The organism is Neobacillus sp. OS1-32, from assembly GCF_030915425.1.
Lineage (GTDB): Bacteria > Bacillota > Bacilli > Bacillales > Cytobacillaceae > Neobacillus > Neobacillus paridis.
On the sequence record NZ_CP133263.1, the window covers coordinates 1305787 to 1325204 of the forward strand.

Below are 19418 nucleotides of genomic sequence, written 5' to 3' on the forward strand. Positions count from 1 at the left end.
TTTGCGAGTTTTGTCGAAAATTGTTGGATGTTTGTGTACAGACGAAAATGGGTCAAAAAAAACAAGGGGTCAAAAGGCCCCTGCTCTATTCTATATGGAATCACAATTTTTGGTTGACATTGATACCGACAAAGTCAATTTCCAATGACTGTCTTTGCCGGAGGTACACTGCGGTTTTACCCGGTTGATAGTGGTGGATTGGTTTGTTTTGTTTCGCCTCGATCTCCGCTCCTCCCAGTTTCCAATGGATATATACTTCGGTGGGAGTGTAATGAATCTTAACCGAGCCATAACTGGGAATGAAAGTGATATTAAAATCAGCCGGTGGCGGGTTCCCCTTTTCCGCCGAAATGGCGGCAATGGCATCCGTCTTATTTTCAATCGCTGCCAGCTGGTCCCCTTCCGCTGCGATTTCAGCAATCGCCTCTAAACCGACTTGTCTGGAATAATCGGCCATTTCCGCACTTAATTCAGGGAGGCTTTTAAACCCAAGCTGAGACCAGGCCTCGTCCTGATCAATTTCCAGTTGTGAAGGTTTCCGTTCAATAACCATCTCCGCCGGATGCTGCTGAATTGATAAGTCAGCAGGCTGTTGGTGAATCTCTTGAACTGGCTGCGTGATTTGCAGTCCAATTTGTGCATAGGTTTGATGTAAGCGAATTTGCGGAAGCTGCATGGTTCTACCACCTTATCATTGTTTATCGCTCAGGCTTTCTTATCTACCAACAAGCCAAGAAAATCGGTCATCGCCGCATACATATCAAGCATTTTTTTCGGGGGAATTTCTTTGATGACTTCGTTGGTCTCATCATCAACAATCGTTACATAGTATTCCTTCAGTTTCTCATGAAACTGAAACTTCAAATGTGAATTGGACTCTTTTAAAAAGTCATTCATGCTTTTAATAACTTTTTCGGTTTTCTCTTTTGTTAATACATCCTGCTGCGGCTGTTCCTGCTTTTCCGCGGTAACCACTTTCACCTTTGGCACTTGATCAATTTGCTTTACTTGTAAATCCGTAGATGGTGTTTGATTCGAAATCTTATCCAGCATAGCCATCACTCCTTAATTGCCCTCATATAGTGAATTATCGGAGAATTGGAGGAAATGTTTAGGAGTTGGAGTTTATATTTGGTAAAAACTTTGTGTGGCTGGGGATTACTGGTAGATGTACTCGCTTTACAGTCAGACAGATTTTTTAAAAATTTTTTCCCAACTTTCCAAAATCGTGAACTTAATCAAGGTTTTTTCGGATTTCATTTGAGAGAATTAGCAAGTACATAAATAGATGGAGGGGAAAAGTTTTGGATTTATTTACATTCGAGGATATGAAAAAAATCAATCGCAAAAAGTTGGGCAATCAAATCCCGTTGGAGCTGTTCAGGTCGATTCGTTTGATTGGAATGTATCAAGGTTTGCCATTGAACGGTAAAAACACCACCGCTACTGTAGGAAGAAAGATTGGCCAAAGTTTATCGGTGAACACCATTGAAGATGCCCTATCCCATTTTGAGGAATTAAAAATTGGCATACCAACTATTCTTGAATCAAACGAAAAAGCATACCTGGTAAGAATTGACGATTGTTTCTGTAAAGGTCTGCCAGTTCACCCTGGCAACAAAGTCTGCGATTTGGAAGGGGCCATTCTGGAAGGAGCGATTTCCCGCTTCTACAGAGGCGTCGAAACCGTCCGCGAAGAAAAATGCAATGTCAACGGCGACAGCCATTGTGAGTATCGGATTAAATTACTTTAATAGCTAAAAAGGCTGGTTTATCTTTTTTAAACACTTTATTATCAAAATATTAGAAAAGGAGACCCTACTGAAAATAGAGTCTCCATCATATAAATTAATATTAACAAAAAGTATTGGAACTCCTTGTGGTTGTGGGTTGACCTGTTTTGTGTCTTCGAAAACGATATACCCAATTTTATTTACACTTGTTATCTCGGCACTTCATTAATAAAAATAAACTTTATTCTTGCGTAAAATAAATCGGAATATCGTTATTCTCCTTCATTTTCAAATATATTTTACCCTCCTTCTTTAATTGATTATATCTTTCTTTATCTCTATATTTAATAATTTTAGCAGGGTTTCCTCCGACAACTGCAAAAGGAGGAACATCCTTGGTAACAACCGCTCCCATTGCAATAACAGCCCCCTCACCAATTTTTACCCCGGGAACTATAGATACATTTGCTCCCATCCAAACATTCTCACAGAGTGTAACTTTTTTTAAAATATTTTTACCATCGTAAGGGATGCTTTTTAAATCAGGACTATCGAAGTTATGATTATTGGTTAAAATTGTTACTCTTGGTCCAATTATAGTCCCATCTCCAATCACTAAACCACCTTGAGCAAAAATATATGCTTCGGGTCCTATATATACATTATCCCCTATTTCTATATTTGGCTCATAAAAAATGTTCCTTTATGAATTTGAACATTTTCTCCTATTCTTTTGAATGTTAACTGGGCCTTATTATTACTGTTTTTAGGGCCATCTTCACCTAACTTATTAAAAATAACTTTAATTGAATTTATTATTTTTGGATAATATTTTTCTTTTGCATTTTTATAACGGCTTACAACACTTTGGTAATTATCTTCAATACTCTCAACTATCTGCATAATTTGTTTTGACGTAACCTGATCCGTTGGCAACGTATATTCTAAACAATCAACTGTTTTTGCAAAATCAAAACATTTACCACGGTAAGCTAAGGAGATAAACGGAACATTTGCTGAAGCAGATAAAATATTAGCATGGAGCTTTAAGTTAATTGTCATATAGCTTTGACTAATTAACTTTTGCAATGTCTTGGCATCATACACCTCTGAAATAATTTGGCATTTTTTATTATTTATTTTTTGACCTAGACGTTTTACTGGTTCAATATCTTCTGTCCATATTGGATAGATTGTTATCGAGTATCCGTTTGAAATTAATAAATTTGCAACACTTGCTAGTTCTTGTTCAACTTTTTCCTCATTTTGACCAAAAATATTATTATAAAAAGTTCCCCAATTTATTAATATATTTTTATTATTCTTTACTAGATCCTGTTGTTCTCCCAAAAATTCAATTGCATATATAAGTGCTGGATCTCCTATTTCATCGATTTCACTTTTTACACCAATATTTAACAAAGCATTTTTTGTAAATGATCCTCTAACACTAATATATTTAAACTGTTCATATTCATCTTTGAATTGATTTGCCAATTGGGTAGAAATAGCAATTGAATTAAGATGCTCACTTTTATAGAATCCATCAATTCCTGTTCCCCAAGATACAACAGGAATATTTTGTTTTCTTGCCTCTGAACATATATTAATCCAATAAGGTAAATGGATTAAAGAGCCTCCACCTAAAACAACTAAATCATACGAGGAAATACTTACCTTGTTACTAGAATCAGTTGAGAAGGCATCTATATAAACATTTTCAGAATGCTGATTATATTTATAAAACATATGTTCAAATAATTCATACAAGACTTCATCGCCTATATTATTTTGACCTAACCAACCAAGGTAGAGAATTTTCTTTTTATCCCTTTTTTCTAGTTTTGAATTTTTTGACCTATCTTCTAGTTGCTCAATTTTGCTAATCACTTCTAATCGAAGTTCTTCCTCATTTGTTAAAATTAATATTTTTCTATATAAATCGAACGCCAAGTCCATTTGATCAATCTGTTCATAAATAAAAGCCAAATTATAAAGACAATCTACATGATTGGGGTCAATTTCTAATCCTTTTTCTAACTCTTCTTTAGCCTTATCAATTTGTTGCAAACTTATTAAAACAACAGCTTTAATAGAATATAAATCAACATTAGATGGTTCTATTTTTAATGCCTCATCAATAATAGTCAATGCTTCATTATAATGTTGCTTTGCTAATAAGCCTTCTATTTGTACTTTTAATTCTCCAATTCCACAGTTTATATCGTTCCCAATCTGATCTTGATTACTTTCATATTCTTGGTCATCGGTTTCACTGTTTCTAGTAAATTTGCTTTTCATTTTCTTAATCTTGACTTTTGCATCTACACTTAAATATTTAATTTTATGGTTTAACTGATTTATAACTGTTTCCCAAGCTAATACATTTGCTTGTTTTAGTATGGATATAAATAACTCTTCTTCAAATTCACCGAGCTTCTTATGTTTTTTATTAAATAATAAATTCAATAAATTACCGATGTTCTGGTCAAATTTTATTTCGTATAGAAATTTTTGATATCCTTGATTTTCTGTTTCAATGGTAAAAATAATAAAATCAATCAAACTGAAAATACCTTTTGTAAGTAAAGAATATATCTGAGATGGTGATTTTTCACCCAATTTTTTACTAACTTCATTTATATTGCCGTCTAAACATAAATTTTTTATGAACAAGGCCTCTTTCTCACCTGTTGATAGCTCCGGCTCATCTAAAATTGATCTTGTTAATTTTTGAACATTCAAATCAGGAACATCGAGTAAAATCTTTATTACTTCTTGTGGTGTGATATTATGTCTTGTTAATAATTTATTATTCATAAACTCTGTAAGTTCTTCAAGTGAAGAATGTTTTGCTAACAGGTTTATTAACTTCGACCATTCATAATCATCAGCATTATTTATAGATAAAGCACGTGAATAATGATGAACTGCCAGATGTAATTCATTTGCACTTTCATATATTTCTCCGAGAAATTTATGAGGTAAATATTCTAAAAAGTCGTTACTTGTATCGGCTTTTAATTCATTTTTCTTTCTTAAAATATCTTCAAATACTCTTTTTGAGTGAATAAAATCTCCATTATCAAAAAAGATTTTCCCTCTATAAAACTTAAAATCTACAATATAAGGATATATTTCTTCACAAGAATCAATAATTTCTATTGCTTCATTATCTCTATCAGCTCTATGAAGGGTATCAACTAATCTTAATAATAATTTTTTTATCCAAACCCTATTATGATCCTCCTTTAATTGAAACCCTTTCTTATAATTCTTAATCGCCTTATCCAAATCTCCTAATTGATCATATTCACTCCCAAGATAATAGTAATCAATAGGTTCTTTGTCCTTCTTATTTTTTAATAGGGTTAGGTTTCTTTTTGATTTTTCTTTTTCCTTTACAATATTCCCCATATAACCTGAATGAAATATTTGGAGGCCAGAGAATCCTCTACTTTCTTTAGACTCCTTGTGTTTCAATAATTCATGAATACTTCTAAAATAGCTAATGAAGCCATCATTTTTGTAAACCCTTTCATGGTAATTTAATTCCGTATTATTACCATTAACCCCAACAAAGTTCACTATTTGTACAACTAATATATTATAATTTTGGGGATTATTCTTCAATTCCTCCTTAAACGCAAAAAAACTATTACGATCCACGTATTCATCCGCATCAATAGCAAAAATCCATTCACCCTTTGCTTTAGAGGCAGCAAAATTACGTGCTTTTGAAAAGTCATCTTCCCACTTATAATCATAGACTTTATCTGTGTATGTAACAGCTATATTTTTTGTGCTATCACTTGAACCGGTATCGGCAATAATTATTTCATCTGCTATACCAACAATCGATTCTAAGCATCTTTTAATTACCTTTTCTTCATCTTTAACGATCATACAAACGGATAAAAATGGTTTCATATATTTAGCACTCCTAAGTAACAGTTATTAAAAAAAGTCGTATATTGTGTGTATACGACTTTTTTTAATAACCTATCTCTATAAAAGAGATAGGTTAGGATACTGATTTTATCGAAGCAATTGTAAAACCCCTTGTGGTTGTTGGTTAGCTTGAGCCAACATTGCTTGTGCTGCCTGTGCAAGAATAGCATTCTTGGTTTGTTCCATCATTTCTTTCGCCATGTCAACATCACGAATACGAGATTCTGCAGCAGAAAGGTTTTCAGAAGCATTATCTAAATTATTAATTGTATGTTCTAAACGGTTTTGGTTTGCACCTAAATTTGAACGTGCTGCTGACACTTTTGCAATTGCAGCATCTACCAATGCAACATCAGCATCAAAAGAAGTTCCATTCGCTGCTATACCACTTACAGTAAGTTCTGATGCTGTAAATCCTACTGAAGTTGTACCTGAATTAATAGTCAAAGTTAGCTGTTGCCCAGAATTAGCTCCAATTTGGAATTTAGCACTATAACTACCATCTAAAAGTTTTTTACCATTGAATTCAGTACGCTTGGCAATGCCATCTAATTCGTCATTTAATTGTGTAATTTCATCTTGAATGGCTTTTGCATCATCCGATTCAAGGGTACCATTATTTCCAGCTTGTACGACAAGCTCACGTTGCCGTTGAAGGATTGAATGAACCTCATTAAGTGCACCTTCAGCCGTTTGTATTAAAGAAATACCATCTTGAGCATTTTTAGATGCTTGGTCTAAACCACGAATTTGTCCACGCATTTTTTCTGAGATTGAAAGTCCGGCAGCGTCATCCCCAGCTCGGTTAATCCGTAAACCAGAAGACAATTTCTCCATTGAACTTTGTTGTGCTTTGTTAGCATTACCCAATTGACGATACGTGTTAAGAGCTGCAATGTTGTGATTAATTCTCATTAAAAAAACCTCCTATGTAAAATATAATTTTCAATTTATAATAATTCCCCAATGGGGCTTATTACCGCAAATTCAAGAACAAAATCCATTTTTTTCAGCTGATTAGTTCCTTAGTTTGTTTTTTGTAAATTTCCTCACGAAAGATACTGATTTCTTTTGGAGCGTCGATGGCAAATCTTAACAGACCAGATTGTGTCTGGAGCATTGCTATTTTGACGTTGTCCCCGATTAACATGGTTTCACCAATTTTTCGTTCCGTTTTTTTAAGGTTTATTGGTTTTATCGGATCTTGTTTAATTGGAGAAATCCGAATATTTTTTGGAGCGACGATCGTAAGCTTGAGATTGGAACCACATTGCCTGACGGTAACTTTGATATCATCATTGATAATCACGGATTGCCCAACTTCTCTGCCAACAATCAACATTCCGGCCATCCTCCATAAGAGTTCGTTTCAAGAAATTTGTTCTTCTATTGACTGCCTATTTTTATTATCGGCTGATCAAAATAAAAATTTAGCAGTTTATCAAATTTTTTATAGAAGTTTTGTAATTTCTTGATATTATTTATATCGGCAAATCAGAATGCGAGTTTAGTGATTTATATAAAAATTAATTCATTTTCATTGCAAACCTAGTATTTAGACAAAAACCGCAGCATGAATCTTAACGATCAAACTGCGGTTTAAGTTACTAATTAGTTTATTGTCCTAACTGCTGGTACAGCCATGAACTTTGTGAATTCAATTTTTGTAACGCCTGTTCCATTGCGTTAAATTTAGCCCAAAGATTTTGCTCCGTTCTACTTAAACGATCTTGTAAACTTGCAATTCTTTTATCATACTCTGCCGCTTCTTTTACCAAGCTGCTATCAGTTGAATAACCAGCAATAACCTTTAAGCTGTTCAAGGCATCACCAATTCGATCATATACCCTGACAGCAATACCACTATTTTTATATTTAGTTTGATTGTTCAAGGTGTTATCTTTATAATTCCCTGTATCATACTTACCAGCAAATAATTTTTGGATATCGGTCAAGTTAGTAGTCAGCATGGATTTAAGTTTATCTTCATCCAGGACTAACTTTCCATTTTCTTTATAGTCAGTACTCGTCGTAATGCCGATATCCTTCAGCGAGATACCGACCCCATTGACCATTTCCGTTATACTGGTGCGCATCTGTGTTAGAAATTGGCTGATGGTTGAATCGTTTGCCAACAGGCCGCTTTTTGCTTTATCTTCCCACAGCTTGATATCATTGTCTTTCATATCTTTCTTCTGATCATCCGTTAGTGGCAGATAGTCACGGTATTTCTTTTCGGATATTTTATCGTTCAAATCTTTAATCAGCTCATTATACTTATCAACAAACGTTTTGATTTTGTCAAAAACCTTGTCGGTGTCAGGAGTAACTTGTATGTTGGCATGTCCACCAGAGAAATCCTGCTTCAAATTGATTTGAATATTGTCATATGTAAACGAGTTACTCGTTACATTTATTGTTGTTCCATTAATGACAACATAGCCTGATTTGAGATCTTCTCCATCAGTAAATGATATCCCTTCACCGAATCCGGAGCTGGTCGTTCCATTACTTATTCCTAATTTAGTTAGGACATTAACATTAATAGGGTTACTGTCTGCATCAGTAGTTTGCACATTTGAATCAGCGCCAGAAATCGTAATCGAATTTCCCTTACCTGTGCCTAACGTTGTAAACACTAATGAGCCGCCTACATTAGATAACTTGATGTTTTTTTCCGCAAGCTGCGTATTTATTTCGGCAATCGCTTTATCAAAGGTAGTACTTTCTTTTGATATTTTAATCTCTTTACCATTAACGGTAAACGTCATATCAACCGGTTCTACCCCATCTGAAAAAATCGTTGCCGAGCCGCTACTAATCTGTGAATTAAAGCTAACCATAGCCGCTTTAGCTGGTACAGCCATTTTTGCTTCTGTAATCGTAAAATTCGTTTGTGATGTTTTTCCTGAAAGTGAAACATCAACACGCGTATCACTTGACGATATCTTTTGTGCCGAGCTAAATGTCCCTTCAAGCCTCAAATCTTGCATGGCATCACGGAAGCTGGCGATTTTTGTGTTGATTTCCCTGTAAGCATCGGTCTTCCAGCTGTTGATCGTTTTTGCCTGCAGTATTTTATCGAGCGGAATGCGATTAACTTTCATCATGTTATTGACAATAGTTTCAGTATCCATTCCTGATGCTAGGCCGGATACGTGTGTTGTTAAATTTACACTAGCCATATATGGCACCTCCTTTATCTTCTTAACCCAAAAAAAGTTCTTATTAACGTGTATCGGACAATATAATAAAAAGTTAAATGGAAGATTCGTATAGGAACTTTAAATTTTTCACCTATTAACCTAAATGAAAAGCCGCCAAAAAAAAGCGGCTTTTGCATTTTAACTAATAATCACTTCAAAATATTATTCGCAATCCCTGTCATTTGATCAGCATAGGAAACAGCTCTGGCGTTCATTTGGTAGCTTCGTTGCGTGGTCATTATATCAGTCATTTCTTTCGATAAATCAACGTTAGATCCCTCTAAATAGCCAGTGGAAATCACTGACTCTCCTTCAGGCATTGTTCTCACATAATTACCAACCGCTTGCCCATTCGGCAGTACCGCTGTGTCAATCATAAATTCATTCCCGCCGGCATTTTTTAAGATGCTGGGATTTTGAATATCAACAAGCGCGATCCGCTGTGGGGCGGTAATCTGCTTCCCTAGATCATCCGTATAGATGATTTGGCCATTCCCACCAAAGCTTACCTTGGAAGGGGAATCCAATTCAATCGGCGCGCCATCTTGATCCAGCAAGTAACCCCCATTGGCGTTTGCTAATAAATAGGTTCCCGATCCGTTTGGATTGGGTGATAAATGAAAGCTTCCGTCCCTTGTGTAGCGTATATCCCCATTCGGATAGCCAATTTGAAAGAAGCCTTTTCCTTGAATCATGAAATCAAGCGGGTTGCCGGTTTGCCAGGCCACACCTTGTGAGTTATCCAACTGTGTCATCCCTGGGCGTGCCCCATAGCCGACGCGAATCCCCTTTGGCGTCAGTCGGCCGACTTCGGCGCCTGTTCGTCCCTGATTGTAAATTTGATTCGCCAAAATTTCCGAAAAACTTTGGTCCCGCCGTTTATACCCGGTGGTATCGACATTGGCGACGTTATTGGCGGCAGTATCCAGTTTTTGCTGGAAGGCCTGTAACGCCCCCGAAGATATATAAAGGGAAGTATTCACTTCATGTCACCTCTTTCATGAATTTAGCCGTTCAATTTACCGACAGAATAGAGCTGCTGAAGGGATTGGTTGTAGACATCGATGACTTTTTGATTAGCTTCATAGCCGCGAACCGTTTGCATCATATCCGCCATCGTCTGCCCGGCATCTACGTTGGATTGTTCAATGAAACCCTGCTGTAAAGAAACGCCCGAACCCGCTGCACCAGGATTCTGCATCAATGGCAGCGGTGCCGCCGCTTGATAAACATTGCCGCCAAGCCGCCGTAAATCGAACGGATTTTGTGCCAGCGCGATGCCAATCCGACCGACTGTTGTCGTCTGGTTTCCTGCTTGGACGAGAATTTGCCCATCCGGCATGATTTTTAAATCTTCTTTTCGGATTCCGTTAGCCAGCTGAATTGGCTGCCCGTTCACGCCCAACACCCGATACCCATCGGCTGTTACTAAATTTCCATTGGCATCAACGTCCCATTTCCCGTTCCGGGTGTAGCCAACGGTGCCATCTGGCAGTTGTACCGTAAATAAGGCTGCCGGTTTCACTTGGCGACCATTGATCGTTTGCATCGGGATTTCCTGGTCGTTAATCGCCACATCAAGCGGCAGATCTGTTTGCAGGAGCGCTCCTTGTTGAAAGCTGGGAATCCGCTCCTGGGCATAGACACCATTATACAGTCCGCCGATTGTCATCGGTTGTCCCGGTATTTGCGGTGCGCCGGCAACAGGAACATTGGCCGCCCCGTCAAAGTCACGAATCCGCTTGATTAACATTTCCGGGAAAGCTTTCAATACCGTATCATCCTTTTTATAACCTGGTGTTTGCACATTGGCCAAGTTATCGGCCAGTGCTTCCTGGCGCCGTTCCAACGAGTACATTCCGGATGCGGCATTATATAATCCTCTTAACATGATAAAAACTCCTTTATAAGGTTAGTTTTCAGTTAAATTGCAGATATATTTGTAAAATTGCAGATATGTCATCCAAAAATACAGACATATATCATAAAATTGCACATATCCAATCAAAAACTGCAGATATCCTTTTGAAAACTTTAGATCGAGCCACTTGCAAAGATATTTAAAGACACGCAACCCTATGTATATAAATTAATCAGCATCCCTTTAATTTCGCCGATCCGCTCCAAAATCGACATGCTGTCTGATTGCTGGTTGAGGACATGGTCAGTTAGTTCCACCAGTTTGCGGTCAAGCACTTGAACTGTTTTTAGGGTTCGGCTGCCGCCATACATGTCCCAGCTTTCCGATAGCTTTAAGCTTAGGCCGTTTTTGGTGACTTCACCGATAAATTGCTTTACCAGATCCTTGTATTTGCGCAGTTCTCGAAAGGTCGGAGTTTCGCATAACTGCTGTCCTTGCTTATCAATGTTCTCTAACAGCTTGTTTAGATAGTCCTTGGTTAAATCCTGTGAATACGAACTGATGATTTTTTGAAAAGAGGTGGTTGTGCTGCTGGAACGCTCGGTTCCCGCAAGTCGGACATCACCGATATTTACCCGCATCGGGTCTTGGATTTTCAAGGTAATCACCCCTATCAAACATAATCAAAATCATGAATCTATTATACTTTATCTGAGAGAAAATTTCCTTAAAATTTATCGAAAACTCGCCGACTGGAAAGCCATAAGGGCGATGCCAGCAGCGTAGTTCGGTAAAACAAAAGCTGCTCTTGGGCTGCGATGCCGAACCACAGGAAGCTTTCCATTGGGCATCTATGTGGTTAGAGACGGATAAAGCCTTCAATTGAAAGTATCTTGTAGCCAAAGCTAACAAAAAGCTCCCGGCCTGAGGTGCGTGGAGCTTATTGGATACATAGCGACGAGTAGGTTTGAAAATTATTTCGGCCGTTCTCTTTTACCGTGTACAGGGTGGAATCCGCATGTTTTAATAAATCCTCACAGGTGGTTCCGTCCTGTGGATAAAAGGCGATGCCAATGCTGGAAGTTGTGAGAATGCTTTCATCACCAAGCTGCCAGGGTTCCTGCACGGCCGCAAGAATGCGGGTCGCAATTTGGACCGCATCGCTCTCTGAGCAGCGAATTTCCGGCAAAATAATCGTGAATTCATCACCGCCGAGGCGTGCCAATGTATCACTACCACGGAGGCAGCTTTTTATCCGGTTTGAAAATTGCTTCAGGAGAATATCACCCTTGTCATGCCCAAATTGATCATTGATTTGTTTAAAACGATCCAGATCGAGGAACATGACGGCAAACTTGCGCTGATAGCGGATTGCCTCTTTGAGCGTTTGTTCAAGCAGTTCTTTAAACAGACGGCGATTAGGCACACCTGTTAACGGGTCATGGAAGCTTAAGAATTCCAGCTCTTTTTGATATTCTTTCTGTTCGGTAATTTCCCGGCCTACCAGCATCATATGCTCAATATTGCCGTCCTCATCAAACATTGGTGTCCCTTTCAGCTCCAGCCAGACCTCTTTGCCTGATTTATGGCGGCGGCGAATTTCGCATGTGATGGACTTTTGTGTTAAAACCATATGGACAAATATCTTTTTAAAATCTTCATCAATTTGGCCATCAGGCTGATAAAGCACCCATTTCCCGACATATTCTTCGGCATCATAGCCCAGCACCGCTTTATGTGATGGAGAAGCATAGGTGACAATGGCATCAAGATTAACGAGCTGGATTAAATCCAGCGAATTATCGGCTAACAGGCGGTAACGCTTTTCGCTTTCCTGCAAGGAAAGTTTTGCCAGTGTCAGTTCTGTTAAATCCTTGACGACACAAAAAATCCCGATGATTTGCTGGTGCTGGATGAGCGGGATGCTTTTCACTTGGAGATGCATCAGCTTAGCATTTTTATCATAGGCATCAAATTCCACTTCAAACGATTTTCCTAGCAATATTTCTCTGACATGATGATGGAGTTTCCTTGCATGTTTATGGACAATAAGGCGGCGGTAATGCATCCCTTTGGCTTCTTCTAACGTGTAACCAAATATCGATGACGACGCTTCGTTTATTTGAACAATTTTTCCTTCCATGGAAAAGATAAAAACCGCATCAGGATTATGTTCAATAATCGATTGGAAGATATCACCTGATATTTCATTAAACAATGGCATGTCTGAAATTTCCTCCTGACGACTTTCTCTCTTGTCTTTCAATTATTTTTTTTACAAACCTTTCAGAGTTTCGCAGAATTGACAACATCAAGTAAAATATCTTCCAATTGTTCAATTTCGACTAATAGATTGCTAACCGAAGGGTCTCCATTTTGCCTGAGTTGTTGGGCAATTTCTTTGATCGTAAGAAGCGAGCTGTTAATATTTTTTGCACCGTTTAAGACTTTCTTAGCAAATTGTCGGTATCTAACATTTAAGAGCATTTCCTCCATGAGCTTTTTCGTCTTTACTTCTTTTGGAACGCCTACTTGACTGACGATTTCTTCAATATCGCCAAAGTAACCAACCAGCTCATCCGGCAGAAGCGGCTTGCTGAATAGATACCCTTGTCCATGGTTACAAAAGTTTTCTTGTAAAAATTTCAACTGGTCTGTTGACTCAATTCCTTCAGCAATGACTCCCATTTGTAACTGGTGGGCCATGGCAATAATCGTCTTAACTATCGTTGTATCATTTGTATTTGAGGTACAATTGCGAATAAATGATTGATCAATTTTGATTTTATTAATTGGAAATTCCTTTAAATAAAACAGTGCACTAAAACCTGTTCCAAAGTCATCCAAACTAATTTGGACACCAAGCTCTTTAAGGCCGTTTATCGTCGGCAGGGCATGATTGGTGTCTGCCATCATACTTTCCGTTATCTCAAGCTCTAAATAATCCGGTTTCAAATCGGTTTCAGTTAATATTTCCTCGACAAGCTGAACAAATCGCGGCTGGTAAAGCTGACGGACAGACAGGTTGACCGACATGACCATTGGCAGATAGCCTTCTGTTTGCCAAGCCTTATTTTGTAAACAGGCTGTCCGCAGTACCCATTCACCAATGGGAATAATTAATCCAGTCTGTTCGGCAACCGGAATAAAATCTAACGGCGGGATTAACCCTTTTTCAGGATGAAACCAACGAATTAATGCCTCCACTCCAATAATCTTTCTTGATAATAAATTCACCTTTGGCTGATAGTATAGGCGGAATTCATTCCTGTCAATTGCTTTTTTTAGATCGGTTTCAATATTCCATTCCCTAGAAGTATGTACCATGACCCCAATTCACCACCAAGTTCTAATTGTTACAATTGAAATCGTTCCACCTATACAGTACCCCCCTTTATCCAATCGACCTCCATTTAATCGAGTAGATAAAGGGAAAACAGGTGAAAGCTACTGCCTTACATTTAACTTAATCTTTGTACTTGTGTCTTCACATTCGTGACGGCTGAGACTACTTCATTCGCCTCCATCGTTTGTGTTTCGATTGCGGTATATAGCCCTGAAGCCTGCTGAAGGACATTTCGAACACCGGCAGCAATTTCTTCACCATATTTTGCCTGATCCTGTGTGGCAATCGAAATTTGATCAACCATTTCTTTAATACTATTAATATTTCTAACAATCTCTTCTGACGTCAATGCTTGTTCCTTCGTTGCATTGGTCACGGCATTGGATTGACCTGTTACATTTTCCACAGCCTTGACAATCGCCCGGGCACCATCTGCCTCTTCCTCTGTGGCAACAATAATTTGCTGCACTTGCTCTTTAATGTCAAGGATCCCTCTGACGATTTCTTCAGCTGTAATGGATTGTTCTTTGGTGGAATGGGCCATTTCGGTTGTCCGCTTTGCAGCATTTTCAATCGCCTTTGCAAAAAATTCGCTGCTCTTTGACTGCTCTTCGGTAGCCTTGGTAATTTGATTCATTTCTTCGGTTACCTCGGCTATGCCTTGAGATATTTTTTGAATCGCCAGGTTTGTTTTTTCCGCCAATTCATTTCCCAGTCTTACTTTATCAGCACCGTCCTTAATCGATGAAACGGCGACTTCAGTTTCCTGTTGAATTCCCTTAATCAGGACGGCAATTTCTTTTGTCGCTTTTGCAGAACGTTCTGCCAATTTCCGAACTTCTTCGGCAACGACGGCAAAGCCTTTTCCATGTTCTCCAGCACGGGCTGCCTCAATGGCGGCATTGAGTGCCAAAAGATTAGTTTGTTCGGCGATATCATCGATGACCTCAATGATGCTGCCAATCTCCTCGGAGCTTTTCCCTAGATCCTCAATTACCTTGCTGGCATGGTTGATAACATTAGATATTTCTTTCATGCCATTAAGCGTTTCATTCAATGAGGCCGTACCCTCTAAGGCATCGCTCTTAACCGTATTACTCAACTGGTTCACGGTTTGCACACTTTCGGCAACCTTTTTAATTGCTACCACCATATTGCTGACTGCCTGAGAGGTTTCCTCCGAAGAACTATTGATCTGCTGGGCATTTTCACTGACACCTTTAATGGACTTGCTCATTTGCTCAATCGCTGCTGAAATTTGTTCAACCCCTGCACCGGCGTTCCCGGCATTTCCGGCGACCTGTTCAATCGAGGCCATCATTTGTTGAATGGCTGAAGACGTTTCTTCAGCTGATGCCTCTAATTGATTGGCGTTTCCAGCAACGATATTAATCGATGCGCTCATTTCTTCAATTGCCGCCGAGATTTCATCAACGCTTGTGGAAGTCATATTGGTATTCCCGGCGACCTGTTGGATTGAAGCAACCAGCTCATTAACAGAATCATTAGCCTTCTTCATTGATGCATCTAATTCTTGTGCACTGCTGGCAGTCTGGTCAATCGATTTTTTTATTTCGGAAACGGAATGATTTGTCGCCTCGACATTGTCCTTGACACTTAAAACGGAGCGCCTAATGAGCCGGGTGATTAAGAAAGATACAAGGATACTGAAAAGAACGGCAATCGCTGAAACCAGCAGGATTTTTCTTTGTGAATCAACCGCCATTTGGTCGGTATTTTTCATGATTTTCACATTATCGTTTTCAAGAATTTTAATCAATTCATTCATTGAGCTGACTGCATTTTCACCGATTGGCGCTAATGTCTCCGTCGTTGCCTTTAAGACAGCTGGATTAACATTACCGTCTTGATGGTTATTCATAAAGTTTTGCAGCATGGTAACATATTGACTGTAGGTTTTATTAAATTCTTCCAGCTTGACTTTATTACTTTTATAAATAATCAGTTTATCTAATTCTTTTATGTTGTTCATTACCGCATTATTGTCTTTGTTTAATTCTGCTTCTAAAACAGTTCGATCATCGGCTGAATATAATATCTTAGATGCATCCAGCCGGACACGGGTCATCCCCTCTTTTAAATCCCCAATTAATTGTATCTTCGGCACTTGGGTTTCTGAAATATTATGTACACCCTCATTTAGTTTGCTAATATCGCTGTATGACACAAAAGTTAGCGTCAGAAAAAACAACATTATGATAATATGACTTCCCCATTGTTTGGTGTTCATCGACAACTTGTCCATTATTCTCCTATACATCTTCCCAATCCCCTTTATTCAAATTAAAGAACGTTTTTTATCTCTTTTAATTCATCCAAATTTGTAGTCGATTCTAATAACTTTTCTATGTCTAAAAGAATGATTAACCGATCATCTAATTTGGATACCCCCTTGAGATATGAAATGTCTTTTTCAGCCATCAGCTTTGGAAACTGAACAGTGTCAGCGGGAATATCTAACACATCCGTTGCAGCATCGACAACCAGACCAATTTCCTGATTATTAACTTGGACAATGATAATCCTCGATGTATCTGTTTGAATGAAAGCATCCTCTGCTAAAGCGGCCCGCATATCGACCACAGGGATGATGACATCTCTGACGGTCATTACCCCCAGCACGTGTGCCGGGCGGTTGGGATAGGTGTTAATCTCCAGCATTCTTTCAATCGAAACAACCTGACTAATTTCAATGCCATATTCTTCATTTCCAAGTTGAAAAACTAATACCTTAACGTCTTGTAACATGAACGGCGCCTCCTTAAATCTGATGTTCTTCACAAGTTACTGCCATTTTGAGAGAATTAGCTTTCCGGTGTCTTGATCAATTCCTCTATCTTTAAGAGAATAATTAATCTTCCTCCTGTTTTGGCGATTCCGGCAAAATATTCTGAGGTTAAACCACTCGAAGATGCAGCTTCAATTTCCCCGTCTTTTATATCAGTAACATCGTTAATTTGGTCCACAATGATACCAAACTCGATTTCATCGTACTTCGTTATGATTACGCGCGTATCATCGGAATGAGTGAGGTGCTCAAGTTTAAGTCTTTTTCGAAGATCGATCACCGGGGTCACATTCCCGCGCAAATTCATCACCCCTTCGACATAATCCGGGGCATTTGGAACTCTGGTAATATGTTGAATCCTTTCGATCGATTGAACATTGTTGATATCCAATCCATATTCTTCTTCCCCTATTTGAAAGGCAACAATTTTTCTATTCATGCCAAAGGTACACCCTTTCTATTAAAAGAACTCGTTAGTATCAAGAATTAAGGCAACTTCTCCATTTCCTAGTATAGTCGCTCCGGAAATGGCATATAAATTTGTTAATAAGCCGCCCAAATTCTTCAATACAACCTCTTGTTGACCTAAGACAGCGTCAACGACCAATCCCATGATTTTATCGCCTTTGCGGACAATAACAACAAACAATTCGTCCTGCTCCTTGGTTTCCGTAACAGGTATTTTGAATACTTCCTTTAAAAATATTAATTTAACAACTTGTTCGCGGAATTGAATGACCCGATGACCATAAAGTGTCGAGACTTGATCTTTGGCAATCTTGGTAATCTCGACAATGGAACTGAACGGAATCGCATATGTTTCCTCGCCCGTCTTAATCAGCATGGCAAAAATAATCAACAGCGTTAACGGCAGTTGAATGCGAAAGATCGAGCCTTTTCCCGGTTCCGATTCAATACTAATCGAACCGCCTAAAGATTCAATTTTGGTTTTAACCACATCAAGGCCAACCCCGCGCCCGGAAATATCCGAAACCTTTTCTGCCGTACTAAAACCGGAAGCAAGAATTAAGGAAAAGATTTGATTATCGGTTAGTGTTTCTGCCTCATTTTGGGTCACCAGACCGCGTTCGATCCCTTTGTTTAACACCTTTTCGCGGTTAATTCCTTTTCCGTCATCGGCAACCTCAATAAAGACCTGATTACCGCTATGGTAGGCTTTTAATAATACTTTTCCTTCCTCCGGTTTCCCCAGGGCTACCCTTTCTTCGGTCTCCTCAAGCCCATGATCCAATGCATTTCTGAGCAAGTGGACTAATGGATCGCCAATTTCATCAATTACGGTCCGATCTAGCTCGGTTTCTTCCCCTTCCACAACCAATTGGACCTTCTTTTTCAATTCCTTGGCTAAATCGCGGACCATTCGTGGAAAGCGGCTAAAGACTTGCTCCACTTGGACCATCCGCATATTTAAGATAAGTCCTTGCAAATCTGTGGAGATACGAGTCATATGTTCAACCGTTTCTGCCAGTTCTGTCATTTCAGACTTCCTTGAGATTTGTTCCAGTCTACCACGGTCGATAATTAACTCGCTAAATAAATTCATTAAATGATCCAGTTTTTCGATATCAACGCGAATCGATTTTGACCGGTGTTTCTTTTTGCCGCCGGCTGCATCTTCTTTATGTTGCTGCTGCTTTTGTACGCTGGTGCTCTTTGGCGTGACTGTCGGTTCGCTGGCTGGCACCAATTCCTCGTCCGTCCGCTCTGTCACGATAACCTCAGTGATTTCGGAAATAGGATGAAACTGCGCTTGAATTTCTCTAGGGTCCAATTCCGATAAAAGCAGAATCGTAAACGAGAAATCAAAATTTTCTTCTTCAATTTGTTCAACTGGCGGGTTGCTTTGAATAATCTCGCCGATTTCTTCAGCAGCTTGAAATACCATATAAGCTCTGACCGACTTCATTACACATTTTTCGTCAAGCTGAACGGTAATTTGAAACAGTCGATTCCCCGTTTTCTTCGCTTCATTGATGACCGATAATTGGTATTGATCGATCTCCAGTTCCTCCACCGCCGTTGCAGCGCTTTCTTGAAAAGCCGGGTTTGTTTCCGGAGCAATTGATTTTGATGGGCTATGGATCATCGTAAGCTGCCGGACGACATCCGTGACATCCTCTTTTCCATCGCCGCCTTGTTCAATACTGTCAATCATTTTCTCGATTAAATCGACACAAGAAAAAATGACATCAAGAATTTCTGATGTGATCATCAGTTTGGCATTGCGGACGAGATCCAGCACATTTTCCATTTCATGTGTCAACGAAGCCAGGTCTTCAAATCCCATTGAAGCGGCCATCCCTTTAAGCGTATGCGCCGAACGGAAGATTTCGTTTACAATCGCCGGATTTTCCGGGTCTTCTTCCAATTTTAACAATTCAGCGTTAATTGACTGTAAATGTTCCTTAGACTCTTCAATAAATAATTCTAAAAAATCATTTAAATCCATACTCTATTCTCCTCGTAAAAAGGCTGGTTGATTTTCTTCCAT

General features: G+C 38.9%; 16 protein-coding genes and 1 pseudogene. 1 reads left to right on the forward strand and 16 read right to left on the reverse strand.

Annotated elements, in window-relative coordinates:
- Positions 1–100: 100 nt before the first annotated feature.
- Both RCG24_RS06705 and flaG read right to left on the reverse strand, forming a co-directional pair.
- Positions 101–676 carry a DUF6470 family protein gene (locus RCG24_RS06705; protein ID WP_308078695.1) on the reverse strand — a complete coding sequence of 192 codons (576 nt, stop codon included), beginning with the start codon at positions 674–676 and terminating at the stop codon, positions 101–103.
- A gap of 29 nt (positions 677–705) precedes the next feature.
- Entirely contained in the window at positions 706–1053 is a 348-nt protein-coding gene (flaG, locus tag RCG24_RS06710; protein ID WP_202654155.1) for a flagellar protein FlaG, read from the reverse strand.
- Positions 1054–1304: 251 nt separating this feature from the next.
- Here flaG and RCG24_RS06715 point away from each other — a divergent pair, with 251 nt between their 5' ends.
- Complete coding sequence (locus tag RCG24_RS06715; RefSeq protein ID WP_235888032.1) at positions 1305–1754, forward strand: V4R domain-containing protein; 450 nt, start codon at positions 1305–1307, stop codon at positions 1752–1754.
- A 316-nt stretch (positions 1755–2070) separates the two neighbouring features.
- Here RCG24_RS06715 and RCG24_RS21260 read toward each other — a convergent pair.
- The 14 genes and pseudogenes from RCG24_RS21260 to RCG24_RS06785 form a co-directional block, all read right to left on the reverse strand.
- Positions 2071–2244 (reverse strand): annotated as a pseudogene (locus tag RCG24_RS21260) (DapH/DapD/GlmU-related protein); the annotation flags it as partial.
- Between the two features lie 164 nt (positions 2245–2408).
- Positions 2409–5663, reverse strand: coding sequence for a polysaccharide pyruvyl transferase family protein (locus RCG24_RS06725; RefSeq protein ID WP_308078697.1), 3255 nt, complete (start codon positions 5661–5663; stop codon positions 2409–2411).
- A gap of 108 nt (positions 5664–5771) precedes the next feature.
- Complete coding sequence (gene hag, locus RCG24_RS06730) at positions 5772–6599, reverse strand: flagellin Hag (protein ID WP_308078698.1); 828 nt, start codon at positions 6597–6599, stop codon at positions 5772–5774.
- 94 nt (positions 6600–6693) lie between these two features.
- On the reverse strand, positions 6694–7026 hold the full coding sequence (locus RCG24_RS06735) for a carbon storage regulator (protein WP_202654152.1): 333 nt from the start codon (positions 7024–7026) through the stop codon (positions 6694–6696).
- Positions 7027–7300: 274 nt separating this feature from the next.
- Positions 7301–8869: a flagellar filament capping protein FliD gene (gene fliD / locus RCG24_RS06740; RefSeq protein WP_202654151.1), complete on the reverse strand. Its 1569-nt coding sequence runs from the start codon at positions 8867–8869 to the stop codon at positions 7301–7303.
- Between the two features lie 170 nt (positions 8870–9039).
- Complete coding sequence (locus tag RCG24_RS06745) at positions 9040–9873, reverse strand: flagellar hook-basal body protein (protein ID WP_308078699.1); 834 nt, start codon at positions 9871–9873, stop codon at positions 9040–9042.
- A gap of 23 nt (positions 9874–9896) precedes the next feature.
- Positions 9897–10781, reverse strand: coding sequence for a flagellar hook-basal body protein (locus RCG24_RS06750; protein WP_308078700.1), 885 nt, complete (start codon positions 10779–10781; stop codon positions 9897–9899).
- A gap of 185 nt (positions 10782–10966) precedes the next feature.
- On the reverse strand, positions 10967–11410 hold the full coding sequence (locus RCG24_RS06755; RefSeq protein ID WP_235888031.1) for a YaaR family protein: 444 nt from the start codon (positions 11408–11410) through the stop codon (positions 10967–10969).
- 281 nt (positions 11411–11691) lie between these two features.
- Positions 11692–12975 (reverse strand): diguanylate cyclase domain-containing protein, encoded by a 1284-nt coding sequence (locus tag RCG24_RS06760; protein ID WP_202654148.1) that lies wholly within the window; start codon positions 12973–12975, stop codon positions 11692–11694.
- A 62-nt stretch (positions 12976–13037) separates the two neighbouring features.
- Positions 13038–14078 (reverse strand): putative bifunctional diguanylate cyclase/phosphodiesterase, encoded by a 1041-nt coding sequence (locus RCG24_RS06765; protein WP_202654147.1) that lies wholly within the window; start codon positions 14076–14078, stop codon positions 13038–13040.
- Positions 14079–14212: 134 nt separating this feature from the next.
- Entirely contained in the window at positions 14213–16378 is a 2166-nt protein-coding gene (locus tag RCG24_RS06770; protein ID WP_202654146.1) for a methyl-accepting chemotaxis protein, read from the reverse strand.
- 23 nt (positions 16379–16401) lie between these two features.
- The gene (locus tag RCG24_RS06775; protein ID WP_202654145.1) at positions 16402–16866 is read right to left on the reverse strand and encodes a chemotaxis protein CheW; all 465 of its coding nucleotides are present in this window, start codon (positions 16864–16866) and stop codon (positions 16402–16404) included.
- A 56-nt stretch (positions 16867–16922) separates the two neighbouring features.
- Positions 16923–17345 (reverse strand): chemotaxis protein CheW, encoded by a 423-nt coding sequence (locus RCG24_RS06780; protein ID WP_202654144.1) that lies wholly within the window; start codon positions 17343–17345, stop codon positions 16923–16925.
- A gap of 21 nt (positions 17346–17366) precedes the next feature.
- Entirely contained in the window at positions 17367–19376 is a 2010-nt protein-coding gene (locus RCG24_RS06785) for a chemotaxis protein CheA (protein WP_308078701.1), read from the reverse strand.
- Positions 19377–19418: the final 42 nt, after the last annotated feature.

Coding starts and splice junctions, on each gene's coding strand:
- RCG24_RS06750 (WP_308078700.1), bottom strand. CDS start 10,781: ATGTTAAGAGGATTATATAATGCCGCATCCGGAATGTACTCGTTGGAA.
- RCG24_RS06735 (WP_202654152.1), bottom strand. CDS start 7,026: ATGTTGATTGTTGGCAGAGAAGTTGGGCAATCCGTGATTATCAATGAT.
- RCG24_RS06765 (WP_202654147.1), bottom strand. CDS start 14,078: ATGGTACATACTTCTAGGGAATGGAATATTGAAACCGATCTAAAAAAA.
- RCG24_RS06785 (WP_308078701.1), bottom strand. CDS start 19,376: ATGGATTTAAATGATTTTTTAGAATTATTTATTGAAGAGTCTAAGGAA.
- RCG24_RS06725 (WP_308078697.1), bottom strand. CDS start 5,663: ATGAAACCATTTTTATCCGTTTGTATGATCGTTAAAGATGAAGAAAAG.
- RCG24_RS06775 (WP_202654145.1), bottom strand. CDS start 16,866: ATGTTACAAGACGTTAAGGTATTAGTTTTTCAACTTGGAAATGAAGAA.
- RCG24_RS06780 (WP_202654144.1), bottom strand. CDS start 17,345: ATGAATAGAAAAATTGTTGCCTTTCAAATAGGGGAAGAAGAATATGGA.
- RCG24_RS06770 (WP_202654146.1), bottom strand. CDS start 16,378: ATGTATAGGAGAATAATGGACAAGTTGTCGATGAACACCAAACAATGG.
- flaG (WP_202654155.1), bottom strand. CDS start 1,053: ATGCTGGATAAGATTTCGAATCAAACACCATCTACGGATTTACAAGTA.
- RCG24_RS06705 (WP_308078695.1), bottom strand. CDS start 676: ATGCAGCTTCCGCAAATTCGCTTACATCAAACCTATGCACAAATTGGA.
- hag (WP_308078698.1), bottom strand. CDS start 6,599: ATGAGAATTAATCACAACATTGCAGCTCTTAACACGTATCGTCAATTG.
- fliD (WP_202654151.1), bottom strand. CDS start 8,869: ATGGCTAGTGTAAATTTAACAACACACGTATCCGGCCTAGCATCAGGA.
- RCG24_RS06760 (WP_202654148.1), bottom strand. CDS start 12,975: ATGCCATTGTTTAATGAAATATCAGGTGATATCTTCCAATCGATTATT.